20 protein-coding genes are annotated in these 21832 nt (G+C 69.7%); 5 read left to right on the top strand and 15 right to left on the bottom strand.

Translation table 11 applies throughout. The features are described from left to right. Nucleotides 1–14: 14 nt before the first annotated feature. The 4 genes from ACIPY5_RS02660 to ACIPY5_RS02675 form a co-directional block, all read right to left on the bottom strand. On the bottom strand, nucleotides 15–482 hold the full coding sequence (locus ACIPY5_RS02660) for a DUF177 domain-containing protein (protein WP_309337980.1): 468 nt from the start codon (nucleotides 480–482) through the stop codon (nucleotides 15–17). Between the two features lie 106 nt (nucleotides 483–588). Next, the gene (coaD, locus tag ACIPY5_RS02665; protein WP_309337969.1) at nucleotides 589–1086 is read right to left on the bottom strand and encodes a pantetheine-phosphate adenylyltransferase; all 498 of its coding nucleotides are present in this window, start codon (nucleotides 1084–1086) and stop codon (nucleotides 589–591) included. 90 nt (nucleotides 1087–1176) lie between these two features. Next, complete coding sequence (locus ACIPY5_RS02670; protein ID WP_400966351.1) at nucleotides 1177–3354, bottom strand: ATP-dependent DNA helicase RecG; 2178 nt, start codon at nucleotides 3352–3354, stop codon at nucleotides 1177–1179. Nucleotides 3355–3430: 76 nt separating this feature from the next. Further along, a complete protein-coding gene (locus tag ACIPY5_RS02675; RefSeq protein WP_400966354.1) occupies nucleotides 3431–4231 on the bottom strand; it encodes an alpha/beta fold hydrolase in 801 nt (266 codons plus the stop codon). A 115-nt stretch (nucleotides 4232–4346) separates the two neighbouring features. Here ACIPY5_RS02675 and rsmD point away from each other — a divergent pair, with 115 nt between their 5' ends. After that, the gene (rsmD, locus tag ACIPY5_RS02680; RefSeq protein WP_400966357.1) at nucleotides 4347–4922 is read left to right on the top strand and encodes a 16S rRNA (guanine(966)-N(2))-methyltransferase RsmD; all 576 of its coding nucleotides are present in this window, start codon (nucleotides 4347–4349) and stop codon (nucleotides 4920–4922) included. A gap of 3 nt (nucleotides 4923–4925) precedes the next feature. On the opposite strand, the gene thiL is transcribed toward rsmD, so the two are convergent. After that, a complete protein-coding gene (thiL, locus tag ACIPY5_RS02685; protein WP_400966360.1) occupies nucleotides 4926–5960 on the bottom strand; it encodes a thiamine-phosphate kinase in 1035 nt (344 codons plus the stop codon). A gap of 23 nt (nucleotides 5961–5983) precedes the next feature. On the opposite strand from thiL, the gene ACIPY5_RS02690 reads away from it, so the two are divergent. Next, complete coding sequence (locus ACIPY5_RS02690) at nucleotides 5984–6499, top strand: DUF3515 domain-containing protein (RefSeq protein ID WP_400966363.1); 516 nt, start codon at nucleotides 5984–5986, stop codon at nucleotides 6497–6499. Here ACIPY5_RS02690 and ACIPY5_RS02695 read toward each other — a convergent pair. The 7 genes from ACIPY5_RS02695 to ACIPY5_RS02725 form a co-directional block, all read right to left on the bottom strand. Then, nucleotides 6496–7578 (bottom strand): D-alanine--D-alanine ligase family protein, encoded by a 1083-nt coding sequence (locus ACIPY5_RS02695; RefSeq protein ID WP_400966365.1) that lies wholly within the window; start codon nucleotides 7576–7578, stop codon nucleotides 6496–6498. The two genes, ACIPY5_RS02690 and ACIPY5_RS02695, sit on opposite strands and share 4 nt — an antisense overlap. After that, on the bottom strand, nucleotides 7484–8632 hold the full coding sequence (locus ACIPY5_RS02700) for an NAD(P)H-dependent glycerol-3-phosphate dehydrogenase (RefSeq protein WP_400966367.1): 1149 nt from the start codon (nucleotides 8630–8632) through the stop codon (nucleotides 7484–7486). The genes ACIPY5_RS02695 and ACIPY5_RS02700 overlap by 95 nt, the downstream gene beginning before the upstream one ends. Then, nucleotides 8622–9374: a lysophospholipid acyltransferase family protein gene (locus tag ACIPY5_RS02705; protein ID WP_309339831.1), complete on the bottom strand. Its 753-nt coding sequence runs from the start codon at nucleotides 9372–9374 to the stop codon at nucleotides 8622–8624. Before ACIPY5_RS02705 ends, ACIPY5_RS02700 begins: the two co-directional genes overlap by 11 nt. 1 nt (nucleotide 9375) lies before the next feature. After that, complete coding sequence (gene murA / locus ACIPY5_RS02710) at nucleotides 9376–10734, bottom strand: UDP-N-acetylglucosamine 1-carboxyvinyltransferase (protein WP_309339829.1); 1359 nt, start codon at nucleotides 10732–10734, stop codon at nucleotides 9376–9378. Nucleotides 10735–10810: 76 nt separating this feature from the next. Then, nucleotides 10811–11443, bottom strand: coding sequence for a 3-isopropylmalate dehydratase small subunit (gene leuD / locus ACIPY5_RS02715; RefSeq protein ID WP_400966372.1), 633 nt, complete (start codon nucleotides 11441–11443; stop codon nucleotides 10811–10813). A gap of 2 nt (nucleotides 11444–11445) precedes the next feature. Beyond that, on the bottom strand, nucleotides 11446–12885 hold the full coding sequence (gene leuC, locus ACIPY5_RS02720) for a 3-isopropylmalate dehydratase large subunit (RefSeq protein WP_400966375.1): 1440 nt from the start codon (nucleotides 12883–12885) through the stop codon (nucleotides 11446–11448). A 181-nt stretch (nucleotides 12886–13066) separates the two neighbouring features. Next, complete coding sequence (locus ACIPY5_RS02725) at nucleotides 13067–14068, bottom strand: TerC/Alx family metal homeostasis membrane protein (RefSeq protein WP_400966378.1); 1002 nt, start codon at nucleotides 14066–14068, stop codon at nucleotides 13067–13069. Between the two features lie 311 nt (nucleotides 14069–14379). Between ACIPY5_RS02725 and ACIPY5_RS02730 the strand changes: the two genes are divergently transcribed. After that, complete coding sequence (locus ACIPY5_RS02730) at nucleotides 14380–15855, top strand: DUF222 domain-containing protein (protein WP_400966381.1); 1476 nt, start codon at nucleotides 14380–14382, stop codon at nucleotides 15853–15855. Between the two features lie 141 nt (nucleotides 15856–15996). Here ACIPY5_RS02730 and ACIPY5_RS02735 read toward each other — a convergent pair whose 3' ends face one another. Next, nucleotides 15997–16806: an isoprenyl transferase gene (locus ACIPY5_RS02735; RefSeq protein WP_400966384.1), complete on the bottom strand. Its 810-nt coding sequence runs from the start codon at nucleotides 16804–16806 to the stop codon at nucleotides 15997–15999. After that, nucleotides 16803–17531 (bottom strand): DNA repair protein RecO, encoded by a 729-nt coding sequence (recO, locus tag ACIPY5_RS02740; RefSeq protein WP_400966387.1) that lies wholly within the window; start codon nucleotides 17529–17531, stop codon nucleotides 16803–16805. Before recO ends, ACIPY5_RS02735 begins: the two co-directional genes overlap by 4 nt. 35 nt (nucleotides 17532–17566) lie before the next feature. On the opposite strand from recO, the gene ACIPY5_RS02745 reads away from it, so the two are divergent. After that, nucleotides 17567–18253: a TRIC cation channel family protein gene (locus ACIPY5_RS02745; RefSeq protein ID WP_309340241.1), complete on the top strand. Its 687-nt coding sequence runs from the start codon at nucleotides 17567–17569 to the stop codon at nucleotides 18251–18253. A gap of 127 nt (nucleotides 18254–18380) precedes the next feature. Here the strand turns inward: ACIPY5_RS02745 and leuA are convergent, their stop codons facing one another. After that, nucleotides 18381–20144, bottom strand: a complete 1764-nt coding sequence (gene leuA / locus ACIPY5_RS02750) for a 2-isopropylmalate synthase (protein WP_400966391.1) — start codon at nucleotides 20142–20144, stop codon at nucleotides 18381–18383. 245 nt (nucleotides 20145–20389) lie between these two features. Between leuA and thrC the strand changes: the two genes are divergently transcribed. Beyond that, on the top strand, nucleotides 20390–21811 hold the full coding sequence (gene thrC, locus ACIPY5_RS02755; protein ID WP_400966394.1) for a threonine synthase: 1422 nt from the start codon (nucleotides 20390–20392) through the stop codon (nucleotides 21809–21811). Nucleotides 21812–21832 lie beyond the last annotated feature (21 nt).

Genomic DNA, 21832 nt, shown 5'->3' on the forward strand with positions numbered 1-21832 from the left:
TTCTGGGCGCGCAGCTATTCCGCTGCGTTTCCGTGGTCTGTGATCTGCTGGAGCGCGGCCCATCGAGGATCGACGGGAGCGTCATGCTCTTTCCCGGCGCTTCCGGTCAGCCGCTCACCGGTCTCGGGGTCGAGTCCAGGGCAATCCGGCTGACACACCGGCTGAAACGGGAGCGCCAAAACCACCGCGTCCCTGACAAGAGTTTCAAGATCCACGTGGTCGTCTTGAACCTCGAAGTCGTTCGCTTCCTCTCCAGGGTACGCGAAAAGCTCTTGAAACTCGACTTCGACAGGCTCTTCGATCGGATTCAGGCATCGTCCGCACTCTCCGCGGTACGTCGAATCGACCTCTCCGGTGACGAGGATGCCCTCGTGCACCGACTCCAGCCGGATGTCGAGGTCGAGTTCCTCGCCCTTCTCGACGGAGACGAGGCCTTCGCCCCACTGCTCCGCGAGAGGGATCGTGATGCGGTGCTCGCGCATCTCTCCCGGTCGGCGAACGATGTCGCGCACGGGCAGCACGAACGGTCCATTGCGTCGCGTCTTCACCGGAACAGTCTACCGGGCCGACCTGGACGCAGGCCGGTCCTCAGATGCCGCGCGAGCCGGTGTCGAGGAAGCGGGCGACCGCGGGCGGCACGAACGGCGACACATCGCCGCCGAGCGCGGCGACCTGGCGCACCAGCGAGCTGGAGACGAGGGCGTGCGCGGGATCCGGCAGCAGGAACACGGTCTCGATGTCGGCGAGGTGGCGGTTGACGATCGCCATCGGCGACTCGTACGCCACATCGACCTGCGAGCGGATCCCCTTGACGAGCACCCCGGCGTTCACATCCCTGGCGTAGTCGACCAGGAGGCCCATGCTCCAGGATCCGATGATGACGGTCCCCGTCACGCCGGCCTCGGCGATCGACTCCTCCAGCAGCGTGAGGCGCTGGGCGACGGGCAGCATCGCCTGCTTGTCCGGATTGTGCACCACCAGCACGTGCAGCTCGTCGTAGAGGGCTGCGGCACGCCGGATAACATCCAGATGGCCGAGGGTCGGCGGGTCGAAGGAACCGGGGACGACGGCGATCCGAGCGCTCACTTCGTCTCCTCCGATCGCTCAGTGCATCGCATGCATCCACCCTAGCGGCGCGGATCTCTGCGTCAACCGAGCGGCGGCCTCTCGGCGTGCTCAGTTCTTGGCGAGCGCCGCACGATCGTCGATGCTGAGCCGCTGCGCCATCGCCTCGCGCAGCCCCTCGTGCTGCTGCAGCGCCGGATCCGCCTCGATGATCTCCTCGGCGATCGCACGTGCCTGGGCGATCAGATCCGAGTCCTTGATGACCCGCAGCAGCTTGAGCGACGACTTCGCCCCGGACTGACGCGCGCCGAGCACATCGCCCTCGCCGCGCAGATCGAGGTCGACCTCGGCGAGCACGAACCCGTCGAGCGTGGCCGCCACGGCGTCGACGCGGTCACGGGCGGGCGTCCCCTGCTCGGCCTCGGTGACGAGCAGGCACAGACCAGGCACGCCACCGCGGCCGATGCGCCCGCGCAGCTGGTGCAGCTGGGAGACGCCGAACCGGTCGGCCTCCAGGACGATCATGGTCGAGGCGTTCGGAACGTCGACGCCGACCTCGATCACGGTGGTCGCGACGAGGAGGTCGGTCTCGCCGCGGGCGAAGGACTGCATGATCGTGTCCTTCTCGTCCGCACTCATGCGCCCGTGCAGACCCGCGATCCGCACGGCGCCCAGTTTCGGATGCGTGGCGAGGGCGGCCAGCAGCTGCACCACACCCCAGCGCGGTCCACGGCTCTCCTCCTCCTCGTCCGCGAAGTGCTCTTGATCCGCCTCCTCGGCGCCATCGTCGGTGTCGATCGCGGCGCACACGGCGAACACCTGACGGCCCTTCTCGATCTCCTCCGCGGCGCGCTCCCACACCCGCGCGAACCAGCCGGGGTGGTCGGCGAGCGGGGCGACGAAGGTCTCGATGCCCGCGCGCCCGCGGGGCATCGTGCGGATCACCGAGGTGTCGAGGTCGCCGAACACGGTCATCGCGACGGTGCGCGGAATCGGGGTCGCGGTGAGCACGAGAGCGTGCGGGCTCGTGCCCTTGGCACGCAGCGCCTCGCGCTGCTCGACGCCGAACCGGTGCTGCTCGTCGACGACCACGAGGCCGAGGTCGGCGAAGGTCGTCTTCTCCCCCAGCAGCGCGTGCGTTCCCACCACGATGAGGGCCTGACCGGCCGCGACCCTCAGGGCGGCCTTGCGGCGCTCGGGGGCGGACATCTGCCCCGTGAGCAGCGTGGGCATCACGAGCGGGGCGAGCTTCGGCCCGAGCATCTTCGTGATCGAGCGCAGGTGCTGCCCGGCGAGCACCTCGGTCGGCGCGATGAGCGCGGCCTGGCCGCCCGATTCGGCGACCTGCAGCATGGCACGCAGGGCGACCAGCGTCTTGCCGGATCCGACCTCTCCCTGGACCAGCCGGTTCATCGGCGCCCCGCCGACGAGGTCCGCGGCGATCGTCTCGCCGACCGCCTCCTGATCGGGGGTGAGCTCGAAGGGCAGCGCGGCGTCGAAGCGCTCCAGCAGCCCGCCGGGCTTCGCCGGCCGAGCCGTGGCGTCGAGCATGCGCACGAGATAGCGCTGCTGCATGAGGGCGCTCTGCAGCGTGAGCGCCTCGTGCATGCGCAGCGTGCGGATCGCCGGCGCGATCTCGTCCTTGGTGTGGGGGCGGTGGATCCGCTCGAGCGCGACGCGCGCATCGAGCAGCCCTTCCTCGCGACGCACCTCTTCGGGAAGGGGCTCCGGGACGAGGCCGAGATCGTCCAGGACCGTGCCGACCATCTTTTCGATCTGCCACGTGGTGAGCGCCGCCGTGGCCGGGTAGATCGGCAGCGGCGTGGTCACCAGCACGTCGGCCTGGGTGCGCGCACGCAGCTCGTCGTCGAACATCTCGTACTGCGGGTGCGCGAACTGGGTGACGCCCCGGTAGTCGCCGACCTTGCCGGTGAACACGCCCCGTCGACCGACCCGCAGCTCCTTCTCGCGCCATTCGAGCTGGCCGCGGTACTTGGCGAAGAACGTCAGCACCATGCGCCCGACGCCGTCGCCGATGTCGACCGTCATCATCGCGCCGCGGCGGTTCTTCATGTCGCGCACGCTCACCGACATCACCTCGGCGACGATCGTGACGGTCTCGCCCTTCGGGAGGTCGAGGATCGGGGTGAGCTCGCCGCGGTTCGCGTAGCGGCGCGGGTAGTGCGAGAGCAGATCCCAGACCGTGCTCATGCCGAAGGCCTTCTGCAGCGCCTTCGCGTTCCCGTCGCCGACCGCGACGGCGAGCGGCGAATCGAGGCGGAGCGGCATGCTCAGAAGTCTAGAGCGGGCTCCGGACAGCGCGCGCCGCCCTCACGCGAGGGCGGCGCCGCGGCGCGGATCGTGCTCAACCGCCGAGGAACTCCAGTGCCGCGTCCCGGAACGCCTTCGACCCCGGCGCGTTGAAGTGATGCCGGCCGGGGATCTCGAAGAAGGATCCATGCGGCGAGGCATCGGCGAGGCGACGCGACCCGTCGATGATGGGGTCCTCGGATCCGGTCGCGAAGAGGATCGGCTGCGCCGGTGCGGTGACCGGATCCGGATCGATCGTGCGCGCCTCCCCGCGCATGCCGAGCGCGAGCGCGAGCATCACGTCGAGGTCGTTGCCCGGCACGCGTTCGGTGAGGGCGATGTAGTCCCGCGTGGCGGGGTCTGCGACCGGGGTCCCGTCGGCCAGGTACGCCCGCACCTCGGCAACGTCGAGCCGCTCCAGCGGGCGACCGTCGGGGATGCCGCCCAGCACGGCGCGCGGGACGCGGTCCCCGAGGTCGCGCAGCACCTCCCAGCCCACGCGGGCGCCCAGCGAGTAGCCGAGGTAGAGGGCCTCGTCGACGAGGTAGGTGTCGAGCACCTGTTCGATGTCGCCGGCGAGCGTGCGCATCGTGTAGTCCTCGGGCCGGCGCGGCTTCTCGCTCGCACCATGGCCGCGCTGGTCGATGCCGAGCACCCGGTAGCCGGCGCGCTCCAGCGCGCGTGCCCAGCCCGTGAGCACCCAGTTGTCCCTCGTGCTGGAGGCGAAGCCGTGCACGAGCAGCACAACAGGCGCGTCCGGATCGCCCCAGGTGTAGGTCGCGAGTCCGACGCCCTCACCCGCCTCGATGATCTGCGGGCGGGGCATGCTGATCAGTGCTGCAAGGGGTTCGGCCACTCCTCCATCTTGGCCCTGCTCCGCTCACCGAGGGCCGTTGTGCCGCCGTATGACGCGGCGGGTCGCGGGACGGCCCGCGCTGGGGCATCCTCCTCGGGGCGAATAGGGTGAACGGGTGACGAGAATCATCGCCGGAGCGGCCGGCGGCACCCGCCTGGATGTGCCGGGGCAGGGAACCAGGCCCACGAGCGATCGGGTGCGCGAGTCGCTGTTCGGCGCGCTGTCCTCGATGGATGCGATCGCGGACGCACGCGTGCTCGACCTCTACGCCGGATCCGGAGCCCTCGGCCTGGAGGCGCTCAGCCGCGGCGCGCGCAGCACCGTGCTCGTCGAAAGAGGGCGGCCGGCCGCTGCGGTCGTCCGCCGCAATGCCGCCGCGGTCGCGAAGGCGCTGGGCGGCGATGCGGCCGGGAGGACGAGCGTGCAGGAGTCGTCCGTGCACGGCTACCTCGCCCGTGCCGCAGGTCCGTTCGACCTCGTCTTCACCGACCCGCCCTACGATCTGTCCGACGCCGACATGACGGCCGACCTGGTCGCTCTCGCACCGCTGCTCTCCCCCGACGCCGTCGTCGTGATCGAGCGGGCGAAACGCTCCACGCCGCCGGATCTCGCCGCCGCCGGTCTCAGCCTCCTCCGGGAGAAGGCCTACGGCGACACCGCCCTGTGGTGGGCGGAGCCGACGGCCCCCTGACCGTCAGTGCGAGACGTCGGCTCCGGCATCCCGGTAGGGATCCCAGCCGAGAGGGCCGACCGGTTCGCCGTCGCACAGCACCGGGGCGTCCGGCACCGCTGCGATCACGGATCCGATCCGGCGGAAGCCCGGCGGCAGCACGCCGGCGGGGAAAGCAGCCAGCAGCGCATGATCCTCGCCGCCGGCCAGCGCGCGACGCGGGTGCGCGCCGAGCGCGGTCTGCTCCAGGGCGATCGTGACGCCCGAGGCCTCCGCCATGCGGCCGGCATCCAGGGCGAGCCCGTCGGAGACGTCCATCATCGCGCTGGCGCCGGCGATCGCGGCCATCGGACCCAGCCCGATCGGCGGCGCCGGGCGCAGCTGCGCGGCGATCGCCTCGGCCTCCCCCTCACCCAGAGCCGCGGCGTCGACGGGGATCGCCGCACCGTCGCGGTGGAAGCGCTGGAACAGCACGGAGAGTCCGTGGCCCGCGACCCCCATCTCCCCCGCGATCGCGATGTCGTCGCCCACTCGGGCACCGGAGCGGGTGACGGCCTGGCGGCCTTCGAGGTCCCCGAGCGCGGTGACCGCGATCATCAGCGTCGCCGACACGGTCAGGTCGCCGCCCACCACCGCGCAGCCCGGAGCGAGGGCGGCGCAGGCGTCGCGAAAGCCATCGGCCAGGGCGGCGACGAACGACAGCCGGCGGTCCTTGGGCACCGCGAGCGCCACGAGCAGCGCCGTCGGACGCGCGCCCATCGCCGCGATGTCCGCGAGGTTCACCGCCGCCGACTTCCAGCCCAGGTCGTAGCCGTTCGACCAGGCCGCGCGGAAGTCCGGCCCCTCCACGAGCGTGTCGGTGGTCGCCACGACGGATCCTGACGGAGCCGCGATCACGGCGGCGTCGTCGCCGGGCCCGAGCAGCGCGTCGCGCCCCGCGGGCGTCCGGCTCAGGATCGTGCGCAGCACGCGCCCCTCGCTCACGTCGCCGATCATCGGATCGTCGGATCCGAAGCCCTCCGCGGTCGCATCGGATCCGGGAGCTGAAAGGTCCACCATGCTCTCAACGGTAGCCTGGGGGGATGCCCCGCCGTCTCGCCGTCGTCACCGTCCTCCTGCTCGCAGCGGGACTGCTGGCCGGGTGCAGCTCGACCGTGCACCTGAACGCCGCGGACGATGCCAACGACCCTCGTTGCGCCGACGTGACCGTGCGGCTCACGAACGTCCCCGCGATCGACGGACACGACCGGCGGTGGACCGACGCACAGGCGACGGCCGCCTGGGGCGATCCGTCCGTCGTGCTGCTCACCTGCGGCCTGCCCGAGGCGGAGCCCACGAGCACTCTGCAGTGCGTGACGCGTCAGGGCATCGACTGGCTCGTCGACACCTCGAAGACGCCGCTGCTCACGCTCACGACCTACGGCCGCAAGCCCGCCGTGCAGCTGTTCATCGACAGCACCCCGAACAAGGGCGTCAGCGCGAACGACGTGATCGACAACAAGAGCCTCGCCGCGGCGATCGCGACGATCCCCGCCACCCACGCCTGCGTCGAGCGGCCCGGGGCGGACGCGACGCCCGCCCCGAGCCCGTCGAACTAGCGGCGCAGCCCCGCCTCGATCAGCTCGGTGATGAGGTCGCGGTAGCTGAGCCCCGACGCGATCCAGCACTTGGGGAACATCGAGATCGGCGTGAACCCGGGCATCGTGTTCAGCTCGTTCACGACGAGCGTGCCGTCCGCAGTGAGGAACATGTCGACCCGCGCGAGCCCTCGTCCGTCCACGGCCTCGAACGCGCGGACGCCGGCCTGCTGGATCGCGGCGATCTCGACGTCGGAGAGCTCCGCCGGGCAGACCACGTCCACGCCGTCGCCGCCGAGGTACTTGCCCTCGAAGTCGTAGAAGCCGCGTGAAGTCAGCACGATCTCTCCCGGCACCGACGCACGCGGTCCTTCTGCACCCTCGAGGATCGCGACCTCGATCTCGCGACCGACGACGCCGGTCTCCACGAGCACCTTGTCGTCCTCGGCGAGGGCGATGCGCATCGCCTCGTCGAACTCGGCCGGATCCGTCACCTTGGACACCCCGACACTGGAGCCGGCGCGGGCGGGCTTCACGAAGAGCGGCGAGCCCAGCTCCTCCGCGGCGGCGCGGACGCCCTGCGGGTCCTCCGTCCACTGCCGGGCGCGCACGGTGATCCAGGGCGCGACGGAGATGCCGGCGGCCTGCAGCGCGACCTTCATGAAGTGCTTGTCCATGCACAGCGCCGAATCCAGCACCCCGCCGCCGGCGTAGGGCACCTCGAGCGTGTCGAAGTAGCCCTGCAGCGTGCCGTCCTCGCCGTGCGGTCCGTGCAGCAGCGGCAGCACCACGTCGATCGCGCCCAGGTCGTCCACGGAGCCGTCGGCGCGGGTCACGCGCAGCGAGCGGATCCCTCCGGGCTCGGGCCACTGGATACGCGTGCCGTTGTCCGCCACCTCGGGCAGGTGAGCGGCGTCGAGCGGGAACTTGTCCGGCTCGTCGTCCTCGAGGACGAATGCGCCCTCGCGGGTGATCCCGACGGGGATGACGTCGTAGCGCTCCCGGTCAAGGGCGCGGAGCACCCCTCCCGCCGTTGCGGAGCTGATCGAGTGCTCGCTGGAGCGCCCTCCGAAGAGCACCACCACCGTCTGCTTGTCCATTGCCCGTCCCTTCCCCCTGCGGGGTGTCGTCGTCGGTGGTCAGATGGGGGGCGATGTCGCGCGGATCCATGGCGCCGTCCAGCACCATCTTCACCTGCTCGACGATCGGCATCTCCACGCCGGCGGCGCGGGCCAGCTGCAGGATCGGCGCGACGGACGCGAGTCCCTCGGCCGTCTGCTGCATCTGCTTGACCACGTCCTGGAAGCTGTATCCCTGGCCGAGCAGACGCCCGGCCGTGTTGTTGCGACTGAGCGGCGACTGGCATGTCGCGATCAGGTCGCCGAGCCCGGCGAGCCCCTGCAGGGTGCCGGGCTGCGCGCCGTTCGCCACCGCGAAGTCGGTCATCTCGACCAGCCCCCGGGTGATGATCGACGCCTTGGTGTTCTCGCCGTAGCCGACGCCGTCGACGATGCCGATCGCGACGGCGATGAGGTTCTTCAGCACACCGCCGAACTCGGTGCCGATGACGTCGGTGTTCACGAAGCTGCGGAAGTAGCGGTTGCGCGCGGTGCGCGCCACGATGTCGGCCGTCTCCTGGCTGGTCGAGGCGATGACCGCGGCGGTCGGCTGCTCGCGGGCGATCTCGAGGGCCAGATTCGGTCCGCTCGCCACGGCGATCCGATCGGGATCGCAGCGCAGCTCCTGCTCGATCACCTGGCTCATCCGCAGTCCGGTGCGCTTCTCGACGCCCTTCATGAGGCTCACCACAGGGACGTCCGAGTCCCGCAGCAGCGGGCGCAGCGCCTTGAGGTTCTCCCGCAGCGTCTGACTCGGCACCGACAGGTACACCTGCTCCGCGCCCTGGATCGCCTCGGCCAGGTGGTGCGTCGCGGTCATCGTGCGCGGCAGGTTGATCCCGGAGAGGTACTGCGAGTTGCGCTTCGCCTCGGCGATCTCGTGGGCCAGCTCCTGCCGGCGCGCCCACATCGTGACCTGGGCGCCGCCGTCGGCGAGGATCTTGCCGAAGGTGGTCCCCCAGCTGCCGGCCCCGATCACCGTGACGCGCGGCCCGAGCGGGATCGACGCGGTGCGCGGTGCGTTCCTAGGAGTCAAGACGACCCGTCTCCCTCTGTCCGTGCTCGGCCGGGTTCCAGCGCTGGGCGGGAGCCTTCTCGCCGCGGACGTCCTCCAGGAGTGCCGTGATCGCCGCCATGAGCCGGTCCGTCGCCTCGACCAGCGCGGCGTTCTCGCCGGCGCGGTCGTACAGGTCGGAGATGTCGACCGGATCCCCGATCACGACATCGATCTTCTTGCGCGGCGGCCAGAGGCTGAGGCCCTTCTGGTAGCGGCCCATGATGTTCTGCGTGCCCCACTGCGCCATCGGGATCAACGGGATCCGTCCGGCCAGGGCGAGACGGACGGCGCCCGACTTGCCGCGCATCGGCCACAGCTCGGGGTCGCGGGTGAGCGTGCCCTCGGGGTACACGATCACGCCCCTGCCGTGCTCGACGAGCTCCTTCGACTGTGCAATGGTCTGCTTCGCGGCCGCGACCGAGGTCGCGCGCGCCACCGGGATCATGCCGGTGCCGCGCAGTGCCCAGCCCAGCACGGGCACGCGGAACAGGCTCTCCTTCGCCATGAAGCGAGGCGCGCGTCCGAGCCGCCAGACGGCGACCGCGACGATGAGCGGGTCGAACTCCGAGTAGTGGTTCGGCGCCATCACGAAGGCGCCGGAGCGGGGCAGCTTCTCCTCGCCCCGGATGCGGATCTTCGCGAGGAACGAGACGAACGGCACCACGAAGACCGCCAGGAACCAGAACAGGCTCGGGCGGGTCTTCTCGGCGGTCGCGCGCATCTCAGCCGATCACATCGAAGTCGGCACCCAGCGCGGTGAGCTTGTCGAGGAACTTCTCGTAGCCGCGGCTGAGGATGTCGACGCCGGAGACCTTCGACTCGCCGGTCGCCGTGAGCGCGGCGATGACGTGGCTGTATCCGCCGCGCAGGTCGGGCACCACGATGTCGGCGCCGTGCAGCGGGGTCGGGCCGGTGATGACAGCGGCCTGCTCGAGATCGCGGCGTGCGACCCGGCGGGGCCCGTCCTGCAGGCCGTGCGGGTGCACGACGATGTCGGCGCCCATCTTCACGAGCGCGGCGGTGAAGCCCATCCGGTTCTCGTACACGGTCTCGTGCACGACCGAGCGGCCGCGGGCCTGCGTCAGAGCGACCACGAGCGGCTGCTGCCAGTCCGTCATGAAGCCGGGGTGCACGTCGGTCTCGACGATGACCGGCTTCAGCTCGCCGTCACGGCGGAACAGGATCCCGTCCTCGCGCACGTCGAACCAGCCGCCCGCCTTGCGGAAGACGTTGAGGAAGGTCAGCATCTCCTGCTGCTTCGCACCGCCGACGAAGATCTCGCCGTCGGTCGCGAGGGCCGCGCACGCCCAGGAGGCCGCCTCGTTGCGGTCGAAGATCGACCGGTGGTCGTAACCGCGCAGGGTGTCGACGCCCTCGATGAGGATGACCCTGTTCGGCTCGTAGGAGATGATCGCGCCCATCTTCTGCAGCACCGCGATGAGATCCATGATCTCGGGCTCGATCGCCGCGTTGCGCAGCTCGGTCTGCCCCTGTGCGCGCACCGCGGTGAGCAGCACCTGCTCGGTCGCGCCCACGCTCGGGTACGGCAGGTGGATGCTGGCGCCCTTCAGGCCGTTCGGCGCCGAGAGGCGGATCCCGCTGGGCAGCTTCTCGACGACCGCGCCGAACTTGCGCAGCGCGTCGAGGTGGAAGTCGATCGGACGGTCGCCGATGCGGCAGCCTCCGAGATCGGGGATGAAGGCCTGGCCGAGGCGGTGCAGCAGCGGGCCGCAGAACAGGATCGGGATGCGCGAGGCGCCCGCGTGGGCGTCGATCTCTTCGAAGTGCGCCGACTCGACGTCGCTCGGGTCGAAGACCAGAGCACCGGGCTCGTCGCCCTCGGTGACGCGCACGCCGTGCACCTCCAGCAGGGACCGCACCACGGCGACATCGCTCAGGTCGGGGACATCGCGCAGAGTGCTCGCGGTCTCGCCGAGGAGGGTGGCGACCATGGCCTTGGTCGCCAGGTTCTTCGCACCCTTCACGTCCACCCGGCCGTGAAGTGGCCGTCCGCCGCGGATAGCCAGGACATCGCCCGAAGGCTTCGAAGCGAGCGTGGTCTCGTGCAGCGGTGTCGTCATTCAGGGCCTCTTCTTGTGGAACGGGCGCGGCCGGAGCCGTCGGGGCGGATGCCCCAGGCTCACGGCCGCGTCCGATTCAACGAATAGGAAGCGTACGTGGCCGCCACGACTCGCGGCGGGCCTCGAACTGCGCGATCTTGTCTTCGTTGCGCAGCGTGAGCCCGATGTCATCGAGCCCTTCGAGGAGCCGCCATCTAGTGTAATCGTCGATCCCGATGCTGGTCTGGAAGACGGGCTCGCCTGTCGTCTCTCCCGCCCCTGCCGGAGCGCCGATCGTGGCCGTGCGGGCCTCGAGGTCGACCGTGATCTCCCGACCGGGATCCTCGTCGATCAGCGCCCAGATCCGCTCGATATCGGCCTCGTCGACGGTCGCGGCGAGCAGGCCCTGCTTGCCGGAGTTGCCCCGGAAGATGTCGGCGAAACGCGGGCTCAGCACGACCTTGAACCCGTAGTCGCGCAGCGCCCAGACGGCGTGCTCCCGACTGGATCCGGTGCCGAAGTCGGGACCGGCGACGAGCACCGACGCGTTCCGGAACGGCTCCTGGTTGAGCACGAACTCCGGATCCTGGCGCCAGGCGTGGAAGAGCGCGTCCTCGAAGCCGGTCTTGGTGACCCGTTTCAGGAAGACCGCGGGGATGATCTGGTCGGTGTCGACGTTGGAGCGCTTCAGCGGGGCTGCGACGCCGGTGTGGGTGGTGAACTTCTCCATGCTCAGGCCTCCTGCCCGTTCTCGACGAGGTCGCTCGGGCTGGACAGCGTGCCGCGCACGGCCGTCGCGGCGGCGACGAGGGGCGACACGAGGTGCGTGCGTCCCCCCTTGCCCTGCCGGCCCTCGAAGTTGCGGTTGCTGGTCGACGCGCACCGTTCGCCCGGAGCGAGCTGGTCGGGATTCATGCCCAGGCACATCGAGCACCCGGCGAACCGCCACTCGGCGCCGAAGTCGGTGAAGACCTTGTCCAGGCCCTCGGCCTCGGCCTCCAGGCGGACGCGCGCGGATCCGGGGACCACCATGACGCGCACGCCGTCGGCCTTCTTCTTGCCCTGGATCACGGACGCGAAGGCGCGCAGATCCTCGATCCGGCTGTTCGTGCAGGAGCCCATGAAGACGGCGTCGACCTTCACCTCCTTGAGCGGGGTGCCCGGGGTCAGGTCCATGTACTCGAGCGCCCGTTCGGCGGCGCTGCGCTCGTTCGCGTCGGCGATCTCGGCGGGGTTCGGCACGGTGGCGGACAGCGAGACGCCCTGACCGGGGTTCGTCCCCCAGGTCACGAACGGCTCCAGGGCGTCGGCGTCGATGAACACCTCTGCGTCGTAGGTCGCGCCCTCATCGGTCGGCAGCGTGCGCCAGTACGCGACGGCGTCGTCCCAGTCCTGGCCCTGCGGCGCGTGGGGCTTGCCCTGCACGTACGCGAAGGTGGTCTCGTCGGGTGCGACCATGCCGGCACGCGCGCCGGCTTCGATCGACATGTTGCAGATCGTCATGCGACCCTCCATGGAGAGGGCGCGGATCGCGCTGCCGCGGTATTCGAGCACGTAGCCCTGGCCGCCGCCGGTGCCGATCTTGGCGATCACGGCGAGGATGATGTCCTTCGCCGTGACGCCGGGGCGCAGCGCGCCATCGACGTTGATCGCCATGGTCTTGAAGGGCTTCAGCGGCAGCGTCTGCGTGGCCATGACGTGCTCGACCTCGCTCGTGCCGATGCCGAACGCCATGGCGCCGAACGCGCCGTGGGTGGAGGTGTGCGAGTCGCCGCAGACCACCGTGATGCCGGGCATGGTGAGCCCCAGCTGCGGTCCGACGACGTGCACGATGCCCTGCTCCGCGTCGCCCAGCGAGTGCAGGCGCACGCCGAACTCCTCGGCGTTGCGGCGCAGCGTCTCGATCTGCGTACGGCTGGTGAGGTCGGCGATCGGCTTGTCGATCGCCAGCGTCGGAGTGTTGTGGTCCTCGGTCGCGATCGTCAGATCGAGACGGCGCAGCGGGCGGCCCTCGGCGCGCAGGCCGTCGAAGGCCTGGGGGCTCGTCACCTCGTGCACGAGGTGCAGATCGATGTAGATGAGGTCGGGCTCGCCGTTCTCACCCTTCACCACGAGGTGGTCGTCCCAGACCTTCTCAGCCAGCGTCCGGGGTCGGGGGGATGCGTCGTTCATGCGTTGCTTCTCCTGGGTAGTGGTGCGGCCGGTCCCCTGAAGAGCAGGGTGCGACTCCGCGGCGAGAGAGGCCTAGATCGAGGTCTCGCCGCGGCTGCTAAGGAGAAGCTGCACCGCCTGCATGCGCATGAGTTTACCCCGGCCCAGGGTGGGTGTTTCCCACCCACCCTGGCCTTCACGGTCACTTCGCGAGCGAGCGTTCCTGACGCTTCTCGCGCCCGGAGGCGATCAGGCTCGCGCCGGTGGCGCCGAGCATCGCGACGACGATCACCGTGAGCGACAGCCAGATCGGCACGTCCGGCGCCCACTCGATGGGCTTGCCGCCGTTGATGAACGGAACGCTGTTCTCGTGCATCGCGTGCAGCACGAGCTTGACGCCGATGAAGGCCAGGATCACCGCGATGCCGTAGTGCAGGTAACGCAGGCGGTCGAGCAGGTCTCCGAGCAGGAAGTAGAGCTGACGCAGCCCCATGAGCGCGAAGATGTTCGCTGTGAACACGAGGAAGCTGTTCTGCGTGATGCTGAAGATCGCGGGGATCGAGTCGATCGCGAACATCAGGTCCGTGACGCCGATCGTGACGAACACGATGATCATGGGCGTCCAGATCCGCTTGCCGTCCACGACGGTGCGCAGCTTGGGGCCGTCGAACTCGTCGCTGACCGGGACCAGGCGGCGCACCAGGCGCACGGCGAAGCCCTCCTTCGCGGCGGTCTCGTCCTCCTGCTCCTTCTCCGGCATCGCCTGACGGATCGCGGTCCAGATGAGGAAGGCTCCGAACAGGTAGAACACCGGGGCGAAGTTCTCGATGATCGTGACGCCGAGCAGGATGAACACGCCGCGCAGCACGAGCGCGATGATGATGCCCACCATCAGCACTTCCTGCTGCAGCTTCCTCGGGACCGAGAACTGGGCCATGATCAGCACGAACACGAAGAGGTTGTCGATCGAGAGGCTGTATTCGAGCGCCCATCCGGTGAGGAACTCCCCCGCATGCTGTCCGCCCGCGACCGCGAGCAGCAGTCCGGCGAAGCCGAGCGCCAGGGCGACGTAGAACACGACCCAGAGGGTGGATTCCTTGGTGGAGGGGATGTGGGGGCGCCAGCGCACGATGAGCAGGTCGCCGATCAGGATCAGCAGCAGAACGGCGAGCGAGACGATTTCGAACCAGACGGGAACGTCCACAGGGGCCTTTCGAAGAGGTCGGTCAACGGCCGAAAGTCTCTTCCCCGTCGAACGGCGGTCACGCGCCCGGAGGCCCGGCAACGGGCCTCGTGATGACGATCGCGTGAAGTCGGAATACTCCCCTTCGCAGCGACCATTCTACGGCACCGGCGAGGACGGGGGTGCCACAGGACATGAAGGGCGCGCGGCGGGGACTCGGATCCCGCGTCGTTCGTCCTCCACAATCTGGTGTTCTGTGGGGTTGTTCCCGGTTTGGGAATTCTGGGTTGATCTGGGGTTCGAATGTCGGTGACCCCGAGGAGGATGGGGGCATGAAGACGTTGGATGCGATCGCGGCGCTGATCCCGACCCTGGCCGGGCGGATCGATGCGGGCGCGGGCGCGTCCGACGTGCAGGCCGTGATCGAGGGGCTGGACGATGCCGGGGCGGTGGCCGTGCTCCGCGAGGCGGGTGAGGTCGCCCGGCTGGTGGAGCAGGTGCAGGTGATCTGCGCCGGGGTGATCGCCCGCCGCTCGGCCCGGGAGGCGGGGCATGCGGGGTTGGCGCAGGCGCGCGGACACCGGTCCGCGGCGTCCCTGATGCAGGACCTCGGCGGGATGAGCAAGACCGAAGCCGCCCGGCAGGTACGGGTCGGGGAGGCACTCCTCGAAGACACCGGTGGCGAGACGATCACGGACGACACCCGTGCAGGGAACGACGCTGATCCCGGGAGCCCTGATGGCGTGGCGCCGGATGAGCCTGTCGTGCGGGAGTGGCGCCAGGTGCTGAGGGACGGGTTGCGGTCCGGGGCGGTGACATCGGCGCAGTTCGACGCGATCCGCCGCGGCCTGGGCGACCCACCCGACGACGCCGGCGACGCCTGGGTGCACGCCGCCGCACAACTCCTCGACGAAGCAGGGCGGCGGACCGTGGAAGAACTCGCCGCATCGGCACGCACGATCCGGGATCTCCTCGACCCCGAGGGCGCAGAGAGCCGGTTCCTGGCGCGGTATGAGAAGCGGGCGTTCCGGACCTGGTTCGACCAGGACGGGATGCGTCGGGCGTCGATCGCGTTCGATGACGAAGGCGGCGCGCTCGTGGACACGATCTTCGCGGCCGCGCTACGACCCCGCCGCGGCGGCCCCAGGTTCGTCGACCCCGAAGAGAAGGCATCCGCCGCGGACCTCGCCGCGGACCCGCGCACCAACGACCAGCTCTCCTACGACCTGCTCCTCGACCTCCTCCGCACCGGGGCTCTCGCCGACCCGACCGCGGTGTTCGGCACCCGGCAGGCCGGAGTCCGGCTCGTGCAGCAGGTCGCCCCCGAAGGTACTGCGGGGGCGGCTTTCACTGAAGACGGCCTCACCGCCCTCCCCGCCACGGTCGCCGAACGGCACATCTGCGAAACCGGGGCAGTGACGGTCACGGTCGACGCCTGCGGGAACCCGCTCGACGTGGGCCGCGAATCACGGCTCTTCACGCCGACGCAGCGCATCGCCCTCGCCATCCGGGACGGTGGATGCCGGTGGACCGGCTGCGACCGACCCGCGTCCTACTGCGAAGCACACCACATCGACGAATGGGCCCGAGACGAGGGCCGCACCGACATCGACCGGGGCATACTCCTCTGCCGGTTCCATCACATGCAACTCCACCACGGACGATGGCAGATCACCCGCGACGGGAAACACGACTTCGTCCTCCACCACCCCGACGGACAGCGATCCGTGCTGCACCCAAGACTCCCGCTCCGCTACGCCTGGGGCGACATCGACCCACCACCCCCACAAACCCACACCACCACCTGAACCCCGGCTCAGCTCGGGGATGGCGTCGGTCACGCCGGCGCGCCGGAGCAGCCGTGCCATCTCTCCAGCGGTGCCGTTGCCGTCGAGACCGGACTCCCGGGCAGAACCTCAGATGGTCATGCCCTGGGACTCCGACCCGGCTCAGGCCCCCGCAACGGCGTCGGGCGTATCGATCGCCCCGCCGAAACGACGATCGCGGGAGAGGTAGATCCCGATCGCCCGCCACAGCTCCTCGCGAGAGAAGTCGGGCCACAGGGTGTCCAGGAACACCATCTCCGCATACGCCGACTGCCAGAGCAGGAAGTTCGACGTGCGCTGCTCGCCCGAGCTTCGCAGGAACAGATCCACATCGGGCATGTCCGGGATGTACAGATGCCGGCGGATCGCCTTCTCGGTGATCGCGCTCGGACGCATCCGACCGGCCTTCACGTCCTCCGCGATCGCACGCATGGCGTCGACGAGCTCGATGCGCCCGCCGTAGTTGATGCACATCGTGAGCGTGAGCGTGTCATTGCCGCGCGTCAGCTCCGACGCATACTCCAGCTCCTTGATGACGGAACCCCACAGACGCGGCTTGCGCCCCGCCCAGCGGATCCGCACCCCCCACTCGTTGAGCTGGTCACGACGGCGGTGCAGCACGTCGCGGTTGTACCCCATCAGGAAGCGCACCTCCTCGGGAGAGCGCGCCCAGTTCTCCGTCGAGAACGCATAGACGCTGAGGTGCTTGACACCGGCCTGGATTGCACCGGCCACGACGTCGAGCAGCACCTCCTCCCCCGCCTTGTGCCCCTCGATGCGGTTGAGCCCGCGGCGATTCGCCCAGCGGCCGTTGCCGTCCATGACGATCGCGACATGGTTCGGCACGGCGGGGAACGCGGGCGGCTGCGCGCCGGTCCAATCCAGCGGACGGTACGGGACGGCGTCCTTGTGGGTGTACGGCTTGGGGCTCAACGGGTTCCTTCCACGAGCGAGAGCGAGCGGATCCCCCGCTCGAGATGCCACTGGGCATAGGCGGCGATCACACCGGAAGCCGCCGCGGTGTCACGATCCGACGCAGAATCCACGCGCTCCCAGTCGCCTGCGATCAGGGCGCGGAGCACCTCGATCGCCGTCGCGGGAATGCGCGGACTGCCCACGGGCGCGCACTCGTCGCAGACGATGCCGCCCATCTGCGCGACGAACACCGAGTGCGGGCCGGGCTTCGCGCAGCGCGCGCAATCGTCAAAGGACGGCGCCCAGCCCGAGAGCGCCATGACCCGCAGCAGATACGAGTCCAGGATGCTGCGCGCGGCATGCTCACCGCGAGCGAGAGCGCGCAACCCGCCCACGAGCAGCAGATACTGCTCGGGCGTCGCCTCCGAATCGTTCAGCCGATCGGCCGTCTCCACCATCGCGTTGGCCGCCGTGTAGCGGTCGTAGTGCAGCGCGATGTCGGCGCCGTAGGAGCCGAGCGACTCGGCCTGCTGCACGATGTCGAGCGAACGCCCCTGGTACAGCTGCACATCCGCCACCATGAACGGCTCGAGCCGCGAGCCGAACTTCGACGACGTCCGGCGCACCCCCTTCGCGACAGCCCTGACCTTGCCGTGCGCACGCGAGAGCATCGTGACGATCCGGTCAGCCTCGCCGAGCTTGTGGGTGCGCAGGACCACCGCTTCGTCTCGGTAGGTGGGCATTCCTCGATCATCCCACTCCCGGGGACAATAGAGCTGTGACCGAACCGACCTTCACCATCCCGCTGTGGGCCGATCTGCTGGGCGTGGGCCTGGGCGGCGTGCAGGGCGCCATGTTCGCGAGCGGCTTCCGGGGCGAACGCCGCCTCGACCTGCTCGGCGTCGCCATCATCGGGATCATGATCGGCATGGGCGGAGGCCTCATCCGCGACATCCTGCTCGGACAGCCGCCCGCCTCGCTGCACAGCAACTGGTACCTCCTCACCGCCGGAGGCGCCGCGCTCGTGGGCATGCTGCTCGCGGGCCTCTTCCAGCGCCTGAACGCCGTGGTCGTCGGCCTCGACGCCGTGGTGATCGGCATGTTCGGCGCCTTCGGCACGAGCAAGGCGATCGCGTTCGGCCTTCCGGAAGTGCCCGCGGTGTTCATCGGCGTCTGCGCGGCCGCCGGCGGAGGCGTTCTCCGTGACATGCTCATGGGGCTGCCGGTTTCGATCATGCACGTCGGATCCCTGTACGCGGTCGCCGCCGGCGCGGGCTGCGCCTTCATCGTGATCGCGCACGCGCTCGGAATGGGCATCGTGCCGGCCGCGATCATCGGCATCGTCGTGACCGCGATCATCCGCGTGCTGGCCGTGGTGTTCGACCTTTCGCTGCCGGAGCAGCGCGCGCTCTACCGCCGGCGCGTCGCCGCCGAGACCGGGATGATCCCGATCATCCGCCCCTGAAACACGTCTGCGCCCCTCGTCCGGCAGGTTCTGCCGGACTCGGGGCGCAGGCGCAGTCACGCGGACGGTTGCGCCGCGGACGAATCCTCCGCACACGGGGTGACGGTGCGGAGAAGCGGGAGAGGGCTCAGGCCGTGACGAGGTCCACGTCGGCGGCGGCCCTGGCACGGATCGACCGGTTCACGCAGGAGACGATCGCCTTGAGCGACGCCGTCGAGATGTCGCCGTCGATCCCGACGCCCCACAGCCGCTGGTCGCCGACCTGCAGCTCGACGTAGGCCGCGGCCTGAGCGTCGCCGCCGGTCGAGAGCGTGTGCTCGACGTAGTCGTAGAGCGAGATCTCGAAGCCGCGCTCACGCAGCACCTCGATGAACGCCGCGACCGGACCGTTCCCGCGCCCCTCGGCCTCGACGCGCTCCTCGTCGTCGCGCAGCACGACGTCGAGCGTGACGTCACCGGACATGTCGCTGTTCGTGCGCGTGCCGAGCAGCTCGAACCGACCCCACTTGGCATCGTCGGCCGAGGCCGGCAGGTACTCGTCGTTGAAGATCGCCCAGATCTGCTCGCTCGTGACCTCGCCGCCCTCGGCGTCGGTCTTGCTCTGCACGACCCCGGAGAACTCGATCTGGAGCTTGCGCGGCAGGTCGAGGGCATGGTCCGTCTTCAGCAGGTACGCGACGCCGCCCTTGCCGGACTGCGAGTTGACCCGGATGACGGCCTCATAGGAGCGGCCCAGGTCCTTGGGGTCGACCGGCAGGTAGGGCACGCCCCACTCGATCTCGTCGACCGTGACGCCCTGCTCCTCGGCCTTCGCGGCCATCGCCTCGAAGCCCTTCTTGATCGCGTCCTGATGCGACCCGCTGAACGCGGTGAAGACCAGATCGCCGGCCCAGGGGCTCCGCTCCGGCACGGGTAGCTGGTTGCAGTACTCGGCCGTGCGCTTGACCTGGTCGATGTCGCTGAAGTCGATCTCGGGGTCGATCCCCTGCGTGAACAGGTTGATGCCGAGCGCGACGAGGTCGACGTTGCCGGTGCGCTCGCCGTTGCCGAACAGGCATCCCTCGATGCGATCCGCTCCGGCCATGTAGCCCAGCTCCGCCGCCGCGATCGCGGTGCCGCGGTCGTTGTGCGGGTGCAGCGAGAGGATCACGTTCTCGCGGTGGTTCAGGTGACGGCTCATCCACTCGATCGAGTCGGCGTAGACGTTGGGGGTCGCCATCTCGACGGTGGCAGGCAGGTTGATGATGACCTTGCGGCCGGGACTCGGCTGCAGGATCTCCAGCACCTCGTTGCAGACCTCGACCGCGTACTCGAGTTCGGTGCCGGTGTAGCTCTCCGGCGAGTACTCGTAGTAGACCTCGGTGTCGGGGATCCGCTTCTCGAACTCGCGGCACAGCCGCGCACCCTCCAGCGCGATCTGCTTGACGCCCTCCCGATCGGAGCGGAAGACGACCTCGCGCTGCAGCACGCTCGTGGAGTTGTAGAAGTGCACGATGGCCTGCTTGGCACCGGCGATGGCCTCGTAGGTGCGCTCGATGAGGTGCTCGCGGCACTGCGTCAGGACCTGGATCGTGACGTCATCCGGGATCAGGTCCTCTTCGATGAGCTGACGCACGAAGTCGAAGTCGGTCTGGCTCGCGGACGGGAAGCCGACCTCGATCTCCTTGTAGCCCATGCCGACGAGCAGCTCGAACATGACGCGCTTGCGCTCGGGCGACATCGGGTCGATGAGGGCCTGGTTGCCGTCGCGCAGGTCGACCGCGCACCAGCGCGGCGCCTTCGTGATGCGGGCGGAGGGCCAGGTGCGATCGGGCAGATCGACACGGATCTGCTCGTGGAACGGCCGGTACTTGTGGACCGGCATCGCGGAGGGGCGCTGGTTGTTCATCATGAGGGGTAGCTCTTCTCGTCGCTTCAAGTGTGGAGCGGGCCAACACGAACACCGCGACGAGTGGGGCCCTCAGATACGGGACTCGTCGCGGCAGCTAAGAAGAAGCAGACCGCCTGCGCGCATGCCGCCATGCTAGCACGGCGTCATCCGGGCCTCGGGGCTGTGACGGACCTGCGAGAATCGATGAACGCGGATCCGCACGTCCACGACCGGATCCGAGACGGCCGACTTTCGAGGAGCAGCTCGTGCAGTACATCTCCACCCGCGGCGGCGGGGAGCCGAAGACCTACAGCGAAGCACTCCTGGAGGGGCTCGCCGTCGACGGCGGCCTCCTCGTCCCGGAGCAGCTGCCGCAGGTCGACGCGGCGACCCTCGAGTCCTGGCGCGCCCTCGACTACGCGCAGCTGGCGACCGAGGTGCTCGGCCTGTTCGCCACCGACATCCCGCGCGAGGACCTCGCAGCGCTCTGCACGGCCGCCTACTCCCCGTCCGTCTTCGCGACACCCGTCCCGCTCACGCCGATCGGCGGCGGGATCACGCTCGTCGGCCTCTCCGAGGGCCCGACCCTGGCGTTCAAGGACATGGCGATGCAGTTCCTCGGCCAGGCGCTCGAGTACGCGCTCGAGCGCACCGGCGGAGTGCTGAACATCGTGGGCGCGACCTCGGGCGACACCGGGTCCGCCGCTGAGCACGCGCTCCGCGGCAAGGACCGCATCAGCGTCTTCATGCTCTCGCCGCAGGGGCGGATGAGCCCGTTCCAGCGCGCGCAGATGTACTCGCTGCAGGACGCGAACGTGCACAACATCGCTGTCGACGGCGTCTTCGACGACTGCCAGAACCTGGTCAAGGACCTCGCCGGCGACCTCGACTTCAAGAACGCCCAGCACCTCGGCGCGGTCAACTCGATCAACCTCGCCCGGATCACGGCGCAGGTCGTCTACTACTTCTGGGCATGGCTGCGCGCGACCGACGGCCTCGACGCTGCCGAGCGCGAGGGTTCCGCGGTGTCCTTCGCGGTGCCGTCCGGGAACTTCGGCAACATCCTCTCCGGCTTCTTCGCCCGGGGCATGGGGCTGCCGATCCGCCGGCTCGTGCTCGCCGCGAACGAGAACAACGTGCTGGACGAGTTCTTCCGCACCGGGGTCTACCGCCCCCGCAGCGCCGCGCAGACGCTCGCGACGTCGAGCCCGTCGATGGACATCTCCAAGGCCTCGAACCTGGAGCGCTTCATCTACGACCTCGTCGGCCGCGACCCGCAGCGCGTCGCGCGGGCATGGGACGACCTCGCCCGCACCGGCGCCTTCGACTTCACCGCGGAGCTGCCGCGCTTCGCCGACGAGTTCGGCATCGTGAGCGGCACCAGCACGCACGAGGACCGGCTCGCCACGATCCGCGCCGTGCACGAGCAGAGCGGCACGATCATCGACCCGCACACGGCCGACGGCGTGAAGGTCGCGCACTCGTTCGTGGAGGACGGGGTGCCGATGCTCGTGCTCGAGACCGCCAAGCCGGAGAAGTTCGGCGAGACGATCACCGAGGCGCTCGGAATCGAGCTGCCGCTCTCGGAGGAGCTGCAGGCCCTGCTCGCCGCCCCGCAGCGCGTGACCGAGATCCCGAACGACGAGGCCACGCTGCGGACGATCATCGAGACGAGCGCGCTGCACTGATCCCCTTCGGGACTGGACGGC

The organism is Microbacterium sp. NPDC089698, assembly GCF_044749045.1.
Classification (GTDB): Bacteria; Actinomycetota; Actinomycetes; order Actinomycetales; family Microbacteriaceae; genus Microbacterium.